At 66.3% G+C, this 14,298-nt stretch carries 15 protein-coding genes; 8 read left to right on the top strand and 7 right to left on the bottom strand.

Going from position 1 to position 14,298, the window contains the following annotated elements:
- Positions 1 to 86 precede the first annotated feature (86 nt).
- A complete protein-coding gene (gene thiS / locus RF701_RS14745; protein WP_203308439.1) occupies positions 87 to 1,094 on the bottom strand; it encodes a sulfur carrier protein ThiS in 1,008 nt (335 codons plus the stop codon).
- 184 nt (positions 1,095 to 1,278) lie between these two features.
- On the opposite strand from thiS, the gene aroQ reads away from it, so the two are divergent.
- From aroQ to radC, 6 genes are all read left to right on the top strand, one after another.
- Positions 1,279 to 1,725, top strand: a complete 447-nt coding sequence (aroQ, locus tag RF701_RS14740) for a type II 3-dehydroquinate dehydratase (RefSeq protein WP_308815400.1) — start codon at positions 1,279 to 1,281, stop codon at positions 1,723 to 1,725.
- Positions 1,726 to 1,739: 14 nt separating this feature from the next.
- On the top strand, positions 1,740 to 2,231 hold the full coding sequence (accB, locus tag RF701_RS14735; protein ID WP_308815399.1) for an acetyl-CoA carboxylase biotin carboxyl carrier protein: 492 nt from the start codon (positions 1,740 to 1,742) through the stop codon (positions 2,229 to 2,231).
- 4 nt (positions 2,232 to 2,235) lie between these two features.
- The gene (gene accC / locus RF701_RS14730; protein WP_210356896.1) at positions 2,236 to 3,585 is read left to right on the top strand and encodes an acetyl-CoA carboxylase biotin carboxylase subunit; all 1,350 of its coding nucleotides are present in this window, start codon (positions 2,236 to 2,238) and stop codon (positions 3,583 to 3,585) included.
- Between the two features lie 434 nt (positions 3,586 to 4,019).
- Positions 4,020 to 4,358, top strand: coding sequence for a P-II family nitrogen regulator (locus RF701_RS14725; protein WP_115377572.1), 339 nt, complete (start codon positions 4,020 to 4,022; stop codon positions 4,356 to 4,358).
- A 113-nt stretch (positions 4,359 to 4,471) separates the two neighbouring features.
- Positions 4,472 to 5,884 carry a type I glutamate--ammonia ligase gene (gene glnA / locus RF701_RS14720; RefSeq protein ID WP_203308443.1) on the top strand — a complete coding sequence of 471 codons (1,413 nt, stop codon included), beginning with the start codon at positions 4,472 to 4,474 and terminating at the stop codon, positions 5,882 to 5,884.
- Between the two features lie 213 nt (positions 5,885 to 6,097).
- Complete coding sequence (gene radC / locus RF701_RS14715; RefSeq protein ID WP_308815398.1) at positions 6,098 to 6,781, top strand: DNA repair protein RadC; 684 nt, start codon at positions 6,098 to 6,100, stop codon at positions 6,779 to 6,781.
- A gap of 55 nt (positions 6,782 to 6,836) precedes the next feature.
- Here radC and RF701_RS14710 read toward each other — a convergent pair whose 3' ends face one another.
- Positions 6,837 to 7,385, bottom strand: a complete 549-nt coding sequence (locus RF701_RS14710; RefSeq protein ID WP_308815397.1) for an EF-hand domain-containing protein — start codon at positions 7,383 to 7,385, stop codon at positions 6,837 to 6,839.
- 230 nt (positions 7,386 to 7,615) lie between these two features.
- On the opposite strand from RF701_RS14710, the gene purB reads away from it, so the two are divergent.
- On the top strand, positions 7,616 to 8,938 hold the full coding sequence (gene purB, locus RF701_RS14705) for an adenylosuccinate lyase (protein WP_308815396.1): 1,323 nt from the start codon (positions 7,616 to 7,618) through the stop codon (positions 8,936 to 8,938).
- Between the two features lie 193 nt (positions 8,939 to 9,131).
- Here the strand turns inward: purB and RF701_RS14700 are convergent, their stop codons facing one another.
- Together RF701_RS14700 and RF701_RS14695 are read right to left on the bottom strand one after the other, a co-directional pair.
- On the bottom strand, positions 9,132 to 9,584 hold the full coding sequence (locus tag RF701_RS14700; RefSeq protein WP_203308447.1) for a TM2 domain-containing protein: 453 nt from the start codon (positions 9,582 to 9,584) through the stop codon (positions 9,132 to 9,134).
- Positions 9,585 to 9,651: 67 nt separating this feature from the next.
- Entirely contained in the window at positions 9,652 to 10,167 is a 516-nt protein-coding gene (locus tag RF701_RS14695) for a thioredoxin family protein (protein WP_308815395.1), read from the bottom strand.
- A 171-nt stretch (positions 10,168 to 10,338) separates the two neighbouring features.
- Here RF701_RS14695 and RF701_RS14690 point away from each other — a divergent pair, with 171 nt between their 5' ends.
- The gene (locus RF701_RS14690) at positions 10,339 to 10,530 is read left to right on the top strand and encodes a hypothetical protein (RefSeq protein ID WP_203308449.1); all 192 of its coding nucleotides are present in this window, start codon (positions 10,339 to 10,341) and stop codon (positions 10,528 to 10,530) included.
- Between the two features lie 10 nt (positions 10,531 to 10,540).
- Here the strand turns inward: RF701_RS14690 and RF701_RS14685 are convergent, their stop codons facing one another.
- The 3 genes from RF701_RS14685 to dnaK form a co-directional block, all read right to left on the bottom strand.
- On the bottom strand, positions 10,541 to 10,990 hold the full coding sequence (locus tag RF701_RS14685) for a hypothetical protein (protein ID WP_308815394.1): 450 nt from the start codon (positions 10,988 to 10,990) through the stop codon (positions 10,541 to 10,543).
- A gap of 37 nt (positions 10,991 to 11,027) precedes the next feature.
- Positions 11,028 to 12,152, bottom strand: coding sequence for a molecular chaperone DnaJ (dnaJ, locus tag RF701_RS14680; RefSeq protein WP_210356902.1), 1,125 nt, complete (start codon positions 12,150 to 12,152; stop codon positions 11,028 to 11,030).
- 115 nt (positions 12,153 to 12,267) lie between these two features.
- Positions 12,268 to 14,175, bottom strand: coding sequence for a molecular chaperone DnaK (dnaK, locus tag RF701_RS14675; protein ID WP_210356903.1), 1,908 nt, complete (start codon positions 14,173 to 14,175; stop codon positions 12,268 to 12,270).
- Between the last annotated feature and the right edge of the window lie 123 nt (positions 14,176 to 14,298).

Here is a 14,298-nt window from a genome sequence, read left to right as displayed (position 1 = left end):
TAACGGGCCGTGGCTCGTGCCGGTTCCGTGACAAATCCGTAACGGGCACAGTTTTTGCGACGAGCGGCGGGCACTTAGACGGGCACTTAGATCAGCCCGGCCAGCGGACTCGAGGGATCGGCGTAGCGGCGTTGTCCCATGCGTCCCGCACGATAGCTCAACCGCCCCGCCTCGATCGCGGACTTCATCGCGGCCGCCATCATCACCGGATCCTTCGCCTCGGCGATCGCCGTGTTCATCAGCACGCCGTCGCAGCCAAGCTCCATCGCCACCGCAGCATCGGAGGCGGTGCCCACGCCCGCGTCGACCAGGACAGGCACCTTCGCGCCCTCGACGATCAGCCGGATGGTCACGCGGTTCTGGATCCCCAGCCCGGAGCCGATCGGCGCGCCGAGCGGCATGATCGCGACCGCCCCCGCCTCTTCGAGCTGCTTGGCCGCGATCGGATCGTCGACGCTATAGACCATCGGCTTGAACCCCTCGCGCGCCAATACCTCGGTGGCCTTCAGCGTCTCGCGCATGTCGGGATAGAGCGTCTTGGCCTCGCCCAGAACCTCCAGCTTGACGAGGTCCCATCCGCCCGCCTCGCGCGCCAGCCGCAACGTGCGGATCGCTTCCTCCGCGGTGAAGCAGCCCGCGGTGTTCGGCAGGTAGGTCACCTTCTTGGGATCGATATAGTCGGTCAGCATCGGCGCCTTCGGATCGCTGACGTTCACGCGGCGCACCGCGACGGTGACGATTTCCGCCCCCGACGCCTCGAGTGCCGCGGCATTCTGGGCGAAGTCCTTGTACTTGCCGGTACCGACGATCAGCCGCGAGCGGAACGTGCGACCCGCCACGGTCCAGCTGTCGGTATCGACCGCCCGCGCATGATCGCCGCCGCCGACGAAGTGCACGATTTCGATGTCGTCTCCATCCTCCACCGTGACATCGGCCAGCGTCGAGCGCGGCACGACTTCCAGATTACGCTCGACCGCGACCTTTTCCGGCACGAGTCCCAGCTCGGACGCGAGCTGCGCGAGGGACAGGCCGGCGGCAACGCGCTTGTGCTCGCCGTTGACGGTGATGGAGACGGTGCCGTCGGTATGGGCCATGAGTCGCTATGCGGGGCGCAGCCCCACCCTTTCCATTCGGGCTGAGCCTGTCGAAGCCCTGCCCTTCCGGCGCCGCCCGTTCGGCGCGGGAAGAACTGCCCTTCGACAAGCGAGGGGCGATCGGGCTAGGAGAACGCGCTCGATCTAGGCCCGGCTTCCGGGTGCCGCAACCCAAGGAGCGGACATGTCCGACACCGTCCCCGCGACGATCTTCGTTCTCAACGGCCCGAACCTGAACCTGCTGGGGCTGCGGGAGCCGGAGATCTATGGCCATGACACTCTCGACGACATCGCCGGGCAGCTGGAGGATCGCGCCCGCGAACTCGGGCTCGCGATCGACATGCGGCAGTCGAACCACGAGGGCCATCTGGTGGATTGGCTGCACGAGGCGCAGGCGAAAGGGGCCAAGGCGGTGCTGCTCAACGCGGGCGGGTTCACGCACACGTCGGTTGCGATCCACGACGCCATCAAGAGCGTGACGACCCCGGTGATCGAGGTACACCTCTCAAACCCACATGCGCGGGAAAGCTTTCGCCACAACAGTTTCGTCGGGCGCGCCGCAAAGGGAAGCATCGCGGGATTCGGTGCGTTGAGCTACATGCTCGCGCTTGAAGCCGCCGCGCGGTTCTGACAGGAGGCTCCGCCATGACTGATAATAGCCAGAACAGCGCCCAGGGGGGCAATATGCAGGTCGACGTCAACCTCGTGCGGCAGCTCGCCGAACTGCTCGACGCCACGCACCTGACCGAGATCGAGGTCGAAGAGGGCGATCGCAAGATCCGCGTCGCGCGCAAGGCCGCCGCCGCCGCGCCGGCGGTTCATTATGCGCCGGCTCCGGCCGCCGCCCCTGCGCCTGCCGCCCCCGTGGCCGCGGAAGCGGGCGCTTCGGCCCCCACAGTGTCGGCGAACGCGGTCAAGTCGCCAATGGTCGGCACCGCCTATCTTGCCGCCGAACCGGGCGCGAAGCCGTTCATCAGCGTCGGCCAAAACGTGTCTGCGGGCGACACGCTGCTGATCGTCGAGGCGATGAAGGTGATGAATCCCATCACCGCGACCTCCGCCGGCACGGTGAAGGCGATCCTGGTGGAAAATGGCCAGCCGATCGAGTTCGACCAGCCCCTGGTGGTGGTCGAGTAAGGTCATGCGTCCGATCAAGAAGCTGCTGATCGCCAATCGCGGCGAGATCGCACTGCGCATCCACCGCGCCTGCCGCGAGATGGGCATCCGCACCGTAGCGGTACATTCGACCGCCGATGCCGATGCCATGCATGTACGCCTGGCGGACGAGGCGATCTGCATCGGGCCGCCGGCGGCGGCGGACAGCTATCTCAACATCCCGAACATCATCTCGGCCGCCGAGATTTCTGGCGCGGATGCGATCCACCCAGGCTATGGCTTCCTGTCGGAAAACGCCCGGTTCGCCGAGATCGTAGAGCTTCACAACCTGCTCTTCGTCGGCCCCAAGCCTGAACATATCCGCACCATGGGCGACAAGATCGAGGCGAAGCGTACCGCAGGCGCGCTCGGCCTGCCGCTGGTGCCGGGGTCGGATGGTCCGATCAGCGACCTGGCCGAGGCGAAGACCATCGCGGCGCGCGCCGGCTATCCCGTGATCATCAAGGCGGCGTCGGGCGGCGGCGGCCGCGGCATGAAGGTCTGCCAGTCCGAGGATCAGCTGGAGACGCTGATGCAGCAGGCGGGGACGGAGGCAAAGGCCGCGTTCGGCGACGCCACCGTCTATCTCGAGAAGTACCTGGGCAATCCCCGCCACATCGAATTCCAGGTTTTCGGCGACGGTAACGGCAATGCCATCCATCTCGGCGAACGCGACTGTTCGCTTCAGCGCCGTCACCAGAAGGTGCTCGAAGAGGCGCCCTCGCCCGTCATTTCCGCGGAAGAGCGCGCGCGCATGGGCGGCATCGTCGCCAAGGCGATGGCCGACATGGGCTATCGCGGTGCGGGCACGATCGAATTCCTGTGGGAAGACGGCAAGTTCTACTTCATCGAGATGAACACCCGCCTGCAGGTTGAACATCCCGTGACGGAGATGATCACCGGTCTCGATCTCGTCCGCGAGCAGATCCGCGTGGCCGAAGGGCATCCGCTGACGTTGCGGCAGGAGGATGTGCAGTTCCGCGGCCATGCGATCGAATGCCGCATCAACGCCGAGGACCCGCGCAGCTTCACGCCCTCGCCGGGCCTGGTGAAGCAATATCATGCACCGGGCGGCATGCACGTGCGCGTCGATTCGGGCCTTTATGCGGGTTACAAGGTCCCCCCCTATTACGATTCGATGATCGCCAAGCTGATCGTCTACGGGACGACCCGCGAGGGCGCGCTGCGCCGTCTGCGCCGCGCGCTGGAGGAGTTCGTGATCGACGGGATGAAGACGACCATTCCGCTGCACCAAGCCCTGCTCGACGATCCGGAATTCCAGCAAGGCGACTATACGATCAAGTGGCTCGAGGAGTGGCTCGCGCGCCAGGACTGACCGTCGCCGACGGCATGATTGCATGGGGGGGGGGCGCCGTAAGGCTGCCCCCCCTTTTTGCGCAAAAGCTGGTCCGGTTCACGGTAACGCGCGGGCCGCGATGACGGCATCGGCCGGCTCCTGATCGATCCCACCGCCAGGATTCCCCATCGCCGTAGCTGAATGACGCGCGCTGCGCCGTTGCTCGGATGCAGCGTCGCAACCGACCGACGACCGTAGGCAGTCTGGACGATCCACAAAGCATCACGGATCGATGCAGGCTCTTGCAGGTCCGACGGACACACGTGCGCAAAAAGCGGGCAGATCACGGTCGGCTGCCGCGCAAACAGGCATCATAAATCCCAGAATCCCCGTTGTTGGAAGTGTCCGCTGCTGGCACAATCGGCACCGGTCGCCCGCCCGGGCGAAGCGGCATTATGAAGGGCATTTTCGCGGTGAAGAAGGTCGAAGCCATCATCAAGCCGTTCAAGCTGGATGAGGTGAAGGAAGCGCTGCACGAGATCGGCGTGAGCGGCATCACGGTGACCGAGGCGAAGGGCTTCGGACGGCAGAAGGGCCATACCGAATTGTATCGCGGCGCCGAATATGTCGTCGACTTCCTGCCCAAGGTTAAGCTGGAGGTCGTCGTCGACGACGCCTTGACCGAGCGCGTCGTCGAGGCGATCGCCGCCGCGGCGCAGACCGGCCGCATCGGCGACGGCAAGATCTTCGTCATCCCGGTCGAAACGGCGCTGCGCATTCGCACCGGCGAACGCGATGAAGCAGCGATCTGACGCGATCTGACATCTACGTCATTTGACGCGGTGCAGCATATGGCGTTCGATCGCACCGCACCGACCCATACCGGCCAGTTCCGGCCGACCTTTTCGAGAGCAAGGGGCTTACCATGGCGACGACTGCCAGTGACATCCTGAACAAGATCAAGGACGAGGAGATCGAGTGGATCGATCTCCGCTTCACCGACCCCAAGGGCAAGTGGCAGCACCTCACCATGGTCGCCTCGATCCTGGGCGAGGACGAGCTGACCGACGGGCTGATGTTCGACGGCTCGTCGATCGCGGGGTGGAAGGCGATCAACGAGTCGGACATGATCCTGAAGCCGGATCTCGACGCGGTCTACACCGATCCCTTCTCGGCCACGCCGATGCTGATCGTGTTCTGCGACGTCGTCGAGCCCTCGACCGGCGAGCTCTACGCCCGCGATCCCCGCTCGACCGCGAAGCGGGCCGAAGCCTATCTGAAGACCACCGGCATCGGCGATACCGTCTACGTCGGCCCGGAAGCCGAATTCTTCATGTTCGACAACGTGCAGTTCGACACGAACTATGCCGGCTCGTACTTCAAGATCGACGACATTGAGCTGCCGACCAACACGGGTCGCGACTATGAGGGCGGCAACCTCGGCCACCGTCCGCGCGCCAAGGGCGGCTATTTCCCCGTTGCGCCGGTCGACTCGGCCGTCGACATCCGCGGCGAGATGGTCTCGACGATGCTCGAGATGGGCCTGCCCTGCGACAAGCACCACCACGAGGTGGCGGCGGCACAGCATGAGCTCGGCCTCACCTTCGGCACGCTGACCACCACCGCCGACCGCATGCAGATCTACAAGTATGTCGTGCACCAGGTCGCGCATGCCTATGGCAAGTCGGCGACCTTCATGCCCAAGCCGATCAAGGAAGATAACGGCTCCGGCATGCATACCCACTTCTCGATCTGGCAGGGCAAGGAGCCGCTGTTCGCGGGCAACGGCTATGCTGGCCTGTCGGATACCTGCCTCTATTTCATCGGCGGCATCATCAAGCATGCCAAGGCGGTGAACGCCTTCACCAACCCGACCACCAACAGCTACAAGCGGCTGGTGCCGGGCTATGAGGCGCCGGTGCTGCTCGCCTATTCGTCGCGCAACCGGTCGGCGTCGTGCCGTATTCCGTACGGCACGGGCGCCAAGTCGAAGCGCGTCGAGGTGCGTTTCCCCGATGCGATGGCCAACCCCTATCTCGCCTATGCGGCGCTGATGATGGCGGGCCTCGACGGCATCCAGAACAAGATCCATCCCGGCGAGGCGATGGACAAGAACCTGTACGACCTGCCGCCGGCGGAGCTGTCGCAAGTGCCGACCGTATGCGCGTCGCTCCGTGAGGCGCTCGAATCGCTCTCTGCGGACCATGACTTCCTGCTCAAGGGCGACGTCTTCTCGAAGGAGCAGATCGAAGCCTATATCGAGCTGAAGTGGGAAGAGGTCGCGCGTTGGGAGATGACCCCGTCGCCGGTCGAATACGACATGTACTACAGCGCCTGATCGAGCGGGCCGGCGATTCGCCGGCGGCCAGTGACGGCGACAAGCCACAAGAGGGCGGGCGTCCGGAGCGATCCGGGCGCCCTTCTCTTTCCACCCCATGCCCCGTCGCGTCGGCACTCTGGATCAGCCCCTTCGATCCCGTGCCGCCGCATCCGGCGCGGCGGCCCTGCCTTGCCCCTTCCCCTCCGGGGATCCGAGCGCTAGCCTCTCCTGATGGCCGAAAGCCCCGACGACACTGCGGGACATCGCGCGCGGCTGCGTCGCCGGATACTCGGACATGGTGGCGAGGCCCTGCTCGACCACGAACTCATCGAATACCTCCTTGCGCTCGCGATTCCGCGCCGGGACACCAAGCCGCTCGCCAAGGCGCTGTTGCGCGAGTTCGGCGGCATCGGCGGCCTACTCACCGCTGATGCGGAGGCGATCGCACGCGTACCCGGCATGGGCGAGACCAGCGCGGCGGCAATCAAGATCGCCCATGCCGCCGCCCTCCGCCTGCTCCAGGCAGACGTCACGGAGCGCCCAGTCCTGGGCAATTGGCAGGCGCTGCTCGACTATCTGCGTGCCGACATGGCGCATCACACGATCGAACGCTTCCGCGTCCTTCACCTCAACACGCGCAACATGCTCATCCGCGACGAGGTGATGAGCGAGGGGTCGATCGACGAAACCGCCGTCTATGTGCGCCAGGTGATCCGACGCGCCATCGACTTCGGATCGGCGGCGGTCATCCTCGTCCATAACCATCCGTCGGGCGATCCTTCCCCCAGCCGCGCGGATATCGAGATCACCCGGGCGATCGCCGACGCGGGCAAACGACTGCACATCGCGGTCCACGATCACCTGATCATCGGGCTGCACGGCCATGTCAGCCTGCGCGCGCAGGGCCTGATCTGATGCGAACGGGCCGCCGGATCGCTCCGGCGGCCCTCGATCGATCATTCACGAAAGATCAGGACTTACCTTGGGTCAGGAACCCGAGCAGCTCGGCCTTGCTGATCTCCTTGTTCCGATCCTTGTCCGCCTGGGTGAAGGCGGCGCCCAGCCACTTTTTGGTCGCGGCGCTATCGGCGGATGCGGTGGGATCGCTCTTTTCCTTGAGCTTGAGCATCCAGCTGTCGAACTCCGACCGCGTCAGTTGTCCGTCCTTGTTCGCGTCGTAGGACGGGAATTCGGTGTCGACGATGCTGGCGACCTGGGCCGGACCGCTGGCGGGTTGGGTAGCGGGTTGCTGAGCGACCGCCGTCGCGTCCGCATTCCCCGACTGGGTCGCGGCCGCGTCTGCCGACGTCGCCTGCGCGGTTTGCGGTGCCGCCTGTTCGGCCGGCGCAGCCGCATCTGCCGGCTGTGCTGCTGGCGAGGACTGCGTCGTGGCGCTCTGATCCTTGACAGTCGCCGGATCGGTTGGCGTGATTGCGGTACGACCGGGCTGCGTCTGCGGCTGATTTGCCGTCGTCTGCGCAAGTGCCGGTGCAGCAATCGTCATCGCGCCGGCGAGCAAAGCATATTTCAACATCTGCTTGTCTCCCATTGTCGTTCGAAACGTTACGCACGATGATCTTAGGCCACCGTGGCATCCATTTCATATGGGTAAACGGGTACGGGCTTTCAACGGTTCCGCACCGGACCGTTTGTCGCCGCGCGACCACTTTGCTAACGCGCCGCAGGAAACCACGAGTCGCGACGAAACCGACGCGGCGAGCCGTGCCCCCGACAGGACGAAGGAACCCCATGGTCCCCCGCTATTCCCGCCCCGACATGACCGCCATCTGGACGCCGGAGGCGCGCTACCGCATCTGGTTCGAGATCGAGGCGCACGCCACCGACGCGCTCGCCGAACTGGGCGTCGTGCCGCAGGAGGCCGCCGATGCGCTGTGGGCGTGGTGGCGGACCGACCCGGTCATCGACGTCGCCGCGATCGACGCGATCGAGGCGGTGACCAAGCACGACGTCATCGCCTTCCTGACCTGGGTCGCCGAACATGTCGGAGAGCAGGCGCGCTTCATGCACCAGGGCATGACCTCGTCCGACGTGCTCGACACGACGCTGGCGGTACAGCTGGCGCGTGCGGCGGACATATTGATCGCCGATCTCGACGGACTGCTCGCGGTACTGGAGCGGCGTGCGCGGGAGCACAAGCTGACGCCGACGATCGGACGCAGCCACGGCATCCACGCCGAACCCGTCACCTTCGGCCTCAAGCTGGCGCAGGCCTATGCGGAATTCGATCGATGCCGGACCCGGCTGATCGCCGCGCGGGCGGATATCGCGACCTGCGCCATCTCCGGCGCGGTCGGCACCTTCGCCAACATCGACCCGCGCGTCGAGGCGCATGTCGCCCAGAAGCTGGGCCTGGCGATCGAACCCGTCTCGACCCAGGTCATCCCCCGCGATCGCCATGCGATGTTCTTCGCGACGCTGGGCGTCATCGCCTCGTCGATCGAGCGGCTGGCGACCGAGGTCCGCCACCTGCAGCGGACCGAGGTGCTGGAGGCGGAGGAATATTTTAGCCCCGGCCAGAAGGGTTCGTCCGCCATGCCGCACAAGCGCAACCCGGTACTTACCGAGAACCTGACCGGCCTCGCCAGGATGGTACGCGGCTATGTCACGCCGGCACTGGAGAATGTCGCGTTGTGGCATGAGCGCGACATCAGCCATTCGTCGGTCGAGCGCTACATCGGGCCGGATGCGACGATCACGCTGGACTTCGCGCTGGCGCGGCTGACCGGCGTCATCGACAAGCTGCTCGTCTATCCGGCGCGGATGCAGAAGAACCTCGACCGTATGGGTGGCCTGGTGCATTCGCAGCGCGTGCTGCTGGCGCTGACGCAGGCCGGCGTCAGCCGCGAGGACGCCTATCGGCTGGTCCAGCGCAACGCGATGAAGGTGTGGGAAAGCGATGGCGCGCTGTCGCTGCTCGACCTGCTCAAGGCCGATGCCGAGGTGACGGCGGCGCTGTCGCCGGCAGAGATCGAGTCGCGCTTCGACCTCGACTATCACCTGCGCCATGTCGACACGATCTTCGACCGCGTCTTTCCGAAGCGCGCGGACTAGAGTTTGATCCACTGCGTGGAAGCGGTACCGGCCCTCACCCCCACCCGGCCGCCCACACAGCGTATCCTGGATGGGCGGCCGGGTGGGGGTGAGGGCCGGTACCGCGCCGATCCAGCTTTGCTGGATCGCACACTAACCGACTCCGGACGCCCCGGCCGACCGCCGGGGCGCGCCCGCCGTCCCAGCGTCGCGTTCAGGTGGTGCGGGGGTAGCGTGCGGCGAATTCACGGTCAGACATGATCAGGTAGCGGATCGTGTCGACCAGCGCCCAGATGCCCGTCACGAACAGTCCGACGATCGTGATCGACAGGATCAGCATGACGACACCGCTGCCGGTCCGACCCAGATAGAAACGGTGGATGCCGAGCGTGCCGAGGAAGAAGGCGAGCAGGGCGGCGACCAGCTTGTTGCGGTCGGTGACGGGCGCCTCGGGCTTGGGCGGCAGCGTCACAGCGCCGCGTTCGCCCGGCATGGGAAAGACGCTCAGCGCCCGGTCATCGGCGGCTTCGAAGTCGACCGCCATGCCCACCGCCGGTTCGCCGCGCGTCGCCCAGTCGGTCTGGGCGAAGCGATAGCGCCGCCCGTCGTCCCCGGCGACGAGGCCCTCCCCCGTCCTGACGTCGACGCCCAGTACCTTGCCCCGCATAGATGCTCCCATTCGCTATCGACGCGATGATGCGGCATTTACGCGAGGCCGCAAGGGGGCAGGCGCCTTACCCCACCCAGCCCGCGATCCAGTCGGCCAGCGCCTGGGGCGTCAGGCTGCGCGCATCGGCGAGCGCGGTCTCGCGGCCGGCGTTGACGAGGCGGTTGGGCTTCGGGTCGACGATGAGCACGGCCGGCACGCCGGCGAGACGCCCCTTGATGCCGTAGCTTTCGGGAATGTCGAGATTCTGGTCGAAGCGGCCGACGTCGACCGTCACCACCTCGAAATGTTTCGCGACGAACGGCTTCATCTGCGGCAGGTCCATCACCCCCGCGAGCAGGCGGCAGTCGAGGCACCAATTGCCGCCCAGATCGATCAGCAGCCGCTTGTGCGCCTTGATCGCGCGTGCACGCGCCGCGGCGATCTCCGCCTTCGCATTGCCCGCGTGATAGGGCAGCGGCAGCGGCTGCGGCAAAGTGTCGAACTTGGCGATATTCACCCGCGGCGCCGCGACGGGCGCCGCGGCGGGCAGCATCAGCGCGGCGGCGGCGGCGAGCGACAGGACGACGGGCGAACGATTCATGACGGCTCTCCGAAGAAGGGACCAAGCGATTGGAGCTGGGATCGGCGGCCGACGCAAGATAGGTCTGCTGCCCTGCCCACAATGGCCGGTTGCGGGCCCCGGCGCGATTCGCATCGGCACGATCGAACCGGAGCCGGCGCGCGGCGTTGATGCGGCAGCAGGAGCATGCGCATGTTCGTCGATTTCAGGGACCAGCCGCCGCCGCCCCGGTGGGAGCCGAAGCCCGTCCGCAAGACGCCCCAGCTGTCGAAACGGCAGCAGGATACGCTGGCCGCCATCATCGGCATCAATATGCTGCTGCTGCTGATCGCGCCGATCGGCGGTGCGACCGTGATCCAGGCGATCGTCGCGCTGTTCCGCTGACAGCGCCACGTCACGCGGTGCGCCTTCGGTCACCGTCCCGATCGTCGTTCGCAGCCGCCCTGCGGGCAGTGCGGCGCGGGGCGCGTGTCGCGCGGTGCATCCCGTGGATGCGCACACGCCCGCCCATCGCGCGCGTGCCGCCGCGCCATGTCGACAGTGCCACCGCGACGGCGACGGCCGCATCGATACACGCCGACACTTCGATCGACGTCATCCACACAGCCGCGTCCGGCACCGCATAGAGGAGCAGCCGAACGGCCGAACCATCCTCGCAAAGCGTCATGACAGCGACGCCGGCAAGGATCACGACAGCCACGGCAACATCGCCCCGACGGATCGCCGCCAGCCGCGCTGCGGGTCGGACCACCAGCCAATCGCGCAATATCGCGGAGGAACCGACCCCCGGCCATAGCAGCATCGCCGCCCAGGCCATCAGGAACGTCGCCGCGATCACCAGCATGTCGCATCCCCCGGAGGGCCTACAGGCCCGATGACGTCTATTCCCCCGCGAACACGTTCTTCAACTTGGCGAAGAAGCCCTGGCTCGCCGGGCATTCGTCGCCCGTCTCGGTCTCTCGGAACAGCTCGAGCAATTCGCGCTGGCGGGTCGATAGCTTGGTCGGCGTCTCCACCTCGATCTGGATGACCAGGTCGCCCTGCCCCCGCCCCTGCAACACCGGCATGCCGGCGCCGCGCTGGCGCAACTGCTTGCCCGACTGGATGCCGGCCGGAATCTTCACCTCGTGCGTGCGGCCGTCCAGCCCCGGGATCGACAGCGTGCCGCCGAGCGCGGCGGTCGTGAAGCTGATCGGCGCGCGCGCGAACAGCGTCGTCCCTTCGCGCTCGAAGATCGCGTGCCGCTTGATGTGGAGGAAGATGTATAGGTCGCCGGCGGGCGCGCCGCGCGGCCCCGCCTCGCCCTCGCCGGTCAGGCGTATGCGCGTGCCCTCGTCGACGCCCGGCGGGACGTTCACCGCCAGCGTCTTGGTCCGCTCGATCCGGCCGTCGCCACGACAGTCGGCGCACGGATCGGCGATCACCTGGCCCGAGCCCTGGCAGACCGGACAGGCCCGCTCGACGACGAAGAAGCCCTGCTGGGCGCGCACCTTGCCATGGCCGCCGCAATGGCGGCAGGTTGTCGCCTGCGTCCCCGGCTTGGCGCCCGAGCCCTGGCAGGTGTCGCACTGCGCGGAGACGTCGACGGTGATCTCCGTCGCCTTGCCGTGGAACGCCTCCTCGAGGCTGATCTCCATGTCGTAGCGCAGATCGGCGCCGCGCCGGGGCTGCGCGCGGCCGCCGCCGCGCCCGCCACCCATGAACTCGCCGAAGACGCTTTCGAAAATGTCGGAGAAGGCGCCGAAATCCTGCGCCCCGCCACCGCCGCCGCCGCCGTTCTGAAAGGCGGCATGGCCGTAGCGATCATAGGCCGCGCGCTTCTGCGGGTCCTTCAGGACCTCATAGGCCTCGCTGACCGCCTTGAACTTGGCCTCGGAATCCTTGCACCCGGCATTCTTGTCCGGGTGGTACTTCATGGCGAGCTTGCGATAGGCGGACTTGAGCGTCGCACCGTCCGCATCGCGCTCGCATTCGAGCAGCTCGTAATAGTCGACCGTGGTGCTCATGCCCGCCCTCTACGCAAACCTCTCCCGTCCTCGGTGAAAGGTCACAAAAGTCGCAGTGTTTGCGGGTCTTTCGTGACCGATCACCGGAAAACGGGAGCCGGCCTTCTTACGCCTTTTACGCCTTGTGGTCGTCGACTTCCGAGAATTCGGCGTCGACGACGTCTTCCGCCTTCGCTTCCTCGGCCGTCGCACCGCCCTGCGGCGAGGCATCGGCCTGCTGCTGCTTCTCGTAGATCGCCTGGCCGAGCTTCATCGCGACCTGCGCGAGCGACTGCGCCTTTTCGGTCATGCGATCGGCGTCGTTCGACTCGACGGCGGCCTTGGCCTCGTCGATCGCCGCCTGAATCTCCGACTTCAGCGACTCGTCCACCTTATCGCCATTGTCGGCCAGCTGGCGCTCCGTGGTGTGGATCAGGCTTTCGGCGTTGTTCTTCGCCTCGGCCGCCGCACGGCGCTTCTTGTCCTCTTCGGCGAACTGCTCGGCGTCGCGGACCATCTGCTCGATGTCGCTGTCCGACAGACCACCGGAGGCCTGGATGCGGATCTGCTGCTCCTTGCCCGTGCCCTTGTCCTTCGCGGAGACGTTGACGATGCCGTTGGCGTCGATGTCGAACGTCACCTCGATCTGCGGCACGCCGCGCGGCGCCGGCGGGATGCCGACGAGGTCGAACTGGCCGAGCAGCTTGTTGTCCGCCGCCATCTCGCGCTCGCCCTGGAACACGCGGATCGTCACCGCGCCCTGGTTGTCGTCCGCGGTCGAATAGGTCTGCGACTTCTTGGTCGGGATCGTCGTGTTGCGGTCGATCATGCGGGTGAACACGCCGCCCAGCGTCTCGATGCCCAGCGACAGCGGGGTCACGTCGAGCAGCAGCACGTCCTTGACGTCGCCCTGCAGCACGCCCGCCTGGATGGCGGCGCCCATCGCCACGACCTCGTCCGGGTTGACGCCGGTGTGCGGGTCCTTGCCGAAGAAGTTCTTCACCGCCTCGCGGACCTTGGGCATGCGCGTCATGCCGCCGACGAGGACGACCTCGCTGATGTCGCTGGTCTTCACGCCGGCATCGGCGAGCGCCTTCTTCATCGGCTCGATCGTGCGCTGGATCAGGCCGTCGACCAGACGCTCCAGATCGGCGCGGCTGATCGTCTTGACCAGATGCTTCGGCCCGTTCTGGTCGGCGGTGATGAACGGCAGGTTGACCTCGGTCGAGGCCGCCGACGACAGCTCGATCTTCGCCTTCTCGGCCGCCTCCTTCAGGCGCTGCAGCGCAAGCTTGTCCTTGGTGAGGTCGATGCCCTCATCCTTCTTGAAGCCCTCCGCCAGATAATCGACCAGCTTGTTGTCGAAATCCTCGCCGCCCAGGAAGGTGTCGCCGTTGGTCGCCTTCACCTCGAACACGCCGTCGCCGATTTCGAGGATCGAGACGTCGAAGGTACCGCCGCCGAGGTCGTAGACCGCGATCGTCTTGCCGTCCTGCTTCTCCAGGCCATAGGCCAGCGCCGCCGCGGTCGGCTCGTTGATGATGCGCAGCACCTCGAGGCCCGCGATCTGGCCGGCGTCCTTGGTCGCCTGGCGCTGCGCGTCGTTGAAATAGGCCGGCACGGTGATGACCGCCTGGGTCACCGTCTCGCCCAGATAGCTCTCGGCGGTTTCCTTCATCTTTTGCAGCGTGAAGGCGCTGATCTGCGACGGCGAATAATCCTTGCCGCCCGCCTGCACCCATGCGTCGCCGTTGCCGCCGCGCACGATGTGGTACGGGACCAGCTCGGTGTCCTTCTTGGTGATCGGATCGTCGAAGCGGCGGCCAATCAGGCGCTTAACCGCGAAGATCGTGTTGTCGCCATTGGTCACCGCCTGACGCTTCGCCGGCTGGCCGACCAGACGCTCGCCGTCCTTGGCGAAGGCGACGATCGACGGCGTCGTGCGCGCGCCCTCGGCGTTCTCGATCACCTTGGGCTTGCCGCCCTCCATCACCGCGACGCAGCTGTTGGTGGTGCCGAGATCGATCCCGATTACTTTAGCCATACGTGCTTAACCCTAGCCCCTCACAAACGAAAACACTGGAGGACACGCCCCGTTACGGCAGCGCAATCTCTCCGTCTCGGCGGGCGATATAGGTGGGGTTCGCCTTGCCGCAAGAACCGCCAT

Origin of the sequence: Sphingomonas sp. GV3, from assembly GCF_031082075.1 — a bacterium.
GTDB classification, from domain to species: Bacteria; Pseudomonadota; Alphaproteobacteria; order Sphingomonadales; family Sphingomonadaceae; genus Sphingomonas; species Sphingomonas beigongshangi.
Note: the sequence above shows the minus strand (reverse complement) of the source record. Positions and strands in the feature narration are given on the sequence as shown.

What these genes read in the sequence shown, in the direction of transcription:
- thiS (WP_203308439.1), bottom strand. Translation starts at nt 1,094, where the DNA reads ATGGCCCATACCGACGGCACCGTCTCCATCACCGTCAACGGCGAGCAC.
- aroQ (WP_308815400.1), top strand. Translation starts at nt 1,279, where the DNA reads ATGTCCGACACCGTCCCCGCGACGATCTTCGTTCTCAACGGCCCGAAC.
- accB (WP_308815399.1), top strand. Translation starts at nt 1,740, where the DNA reads ATGACTGATAATAGCCAGAACAGCGCCCAGGGGGGCAATATGCAGGTC.
- accC (WP_210356896.1), top strand. Translation starts at nt 2,236, where the DNA reads ATGCGTCCGATCAAGAAGCTGCTGATCGCCAATCGCGGCGAGATCGCA.
- glnA (WP_203308443.1), top strand. Translation starts at nt 4,472, where the DNA reads ATGGCGACGACTGCCAGTGACATCCTGAACAAGATCAAGGACGAGGAG.
- radC (WP_308815398.1), top strand. Translation starts at nt 6,098, where the DNA reads ATGGCCGAAAGCCCCGACGACACTGCGGGACATCGCGCGCGGCTGCGT.
- purB (WP_308815396.1), top strand. Translation starts at nt 7,616, where the DNA reads ATGGTCCCCCGCTATTCCCGCCCCGACATGACCGCCATCTGGACGCCG.
- RF701_RS14700 (WP_203308447.1), bottom strand. Translation starts at nt 9,584, where the DNA reads ATGCGGGGCAAGGTACTGGGCGTCGACGTCAGGACGGGGGAGGGCCTC.
- RF701_RS14695 (WP_308815395.1), bottom strand. Translation starts at nt 10,167, where the DNA reads ATGAATCGTTCGCCCGTCGTCCTGTCGCTCGCCGCCGCCGCCGCGCTG.
- RF701_RS14690 (WP_203308449.1), top strand. Translation starts at nt 10,339, where the DNA reads ATGTTCGTCGATTTCAGGGACCAGCCGCCGCCGCCCCGGTGGGAGCCG.
- RF701_RS14685 (WP_308815394.1), bottom strand. Translation starts at nt 10,990, where the DNA reads ATGCTGGTGATCGCGGCGACGTTCCTGATGGCCTGGGCGGCGATGCTG.
- dnaJ (WP_210356902.1), bottom strand. Translation starts at nt 12,152, where the DNA reads ATGAGCACCACGGTCGACTATTACGAGCTGCTCGAATGCGAGCGCGAT.
- dnaK (WP_210356903.1), bottom strand. Translation starts at nt 14,175, where the DNA reads ATGGCTAAAGTAATCGGGATCGATCTCGGCACCACCAACAGCTGCGTC.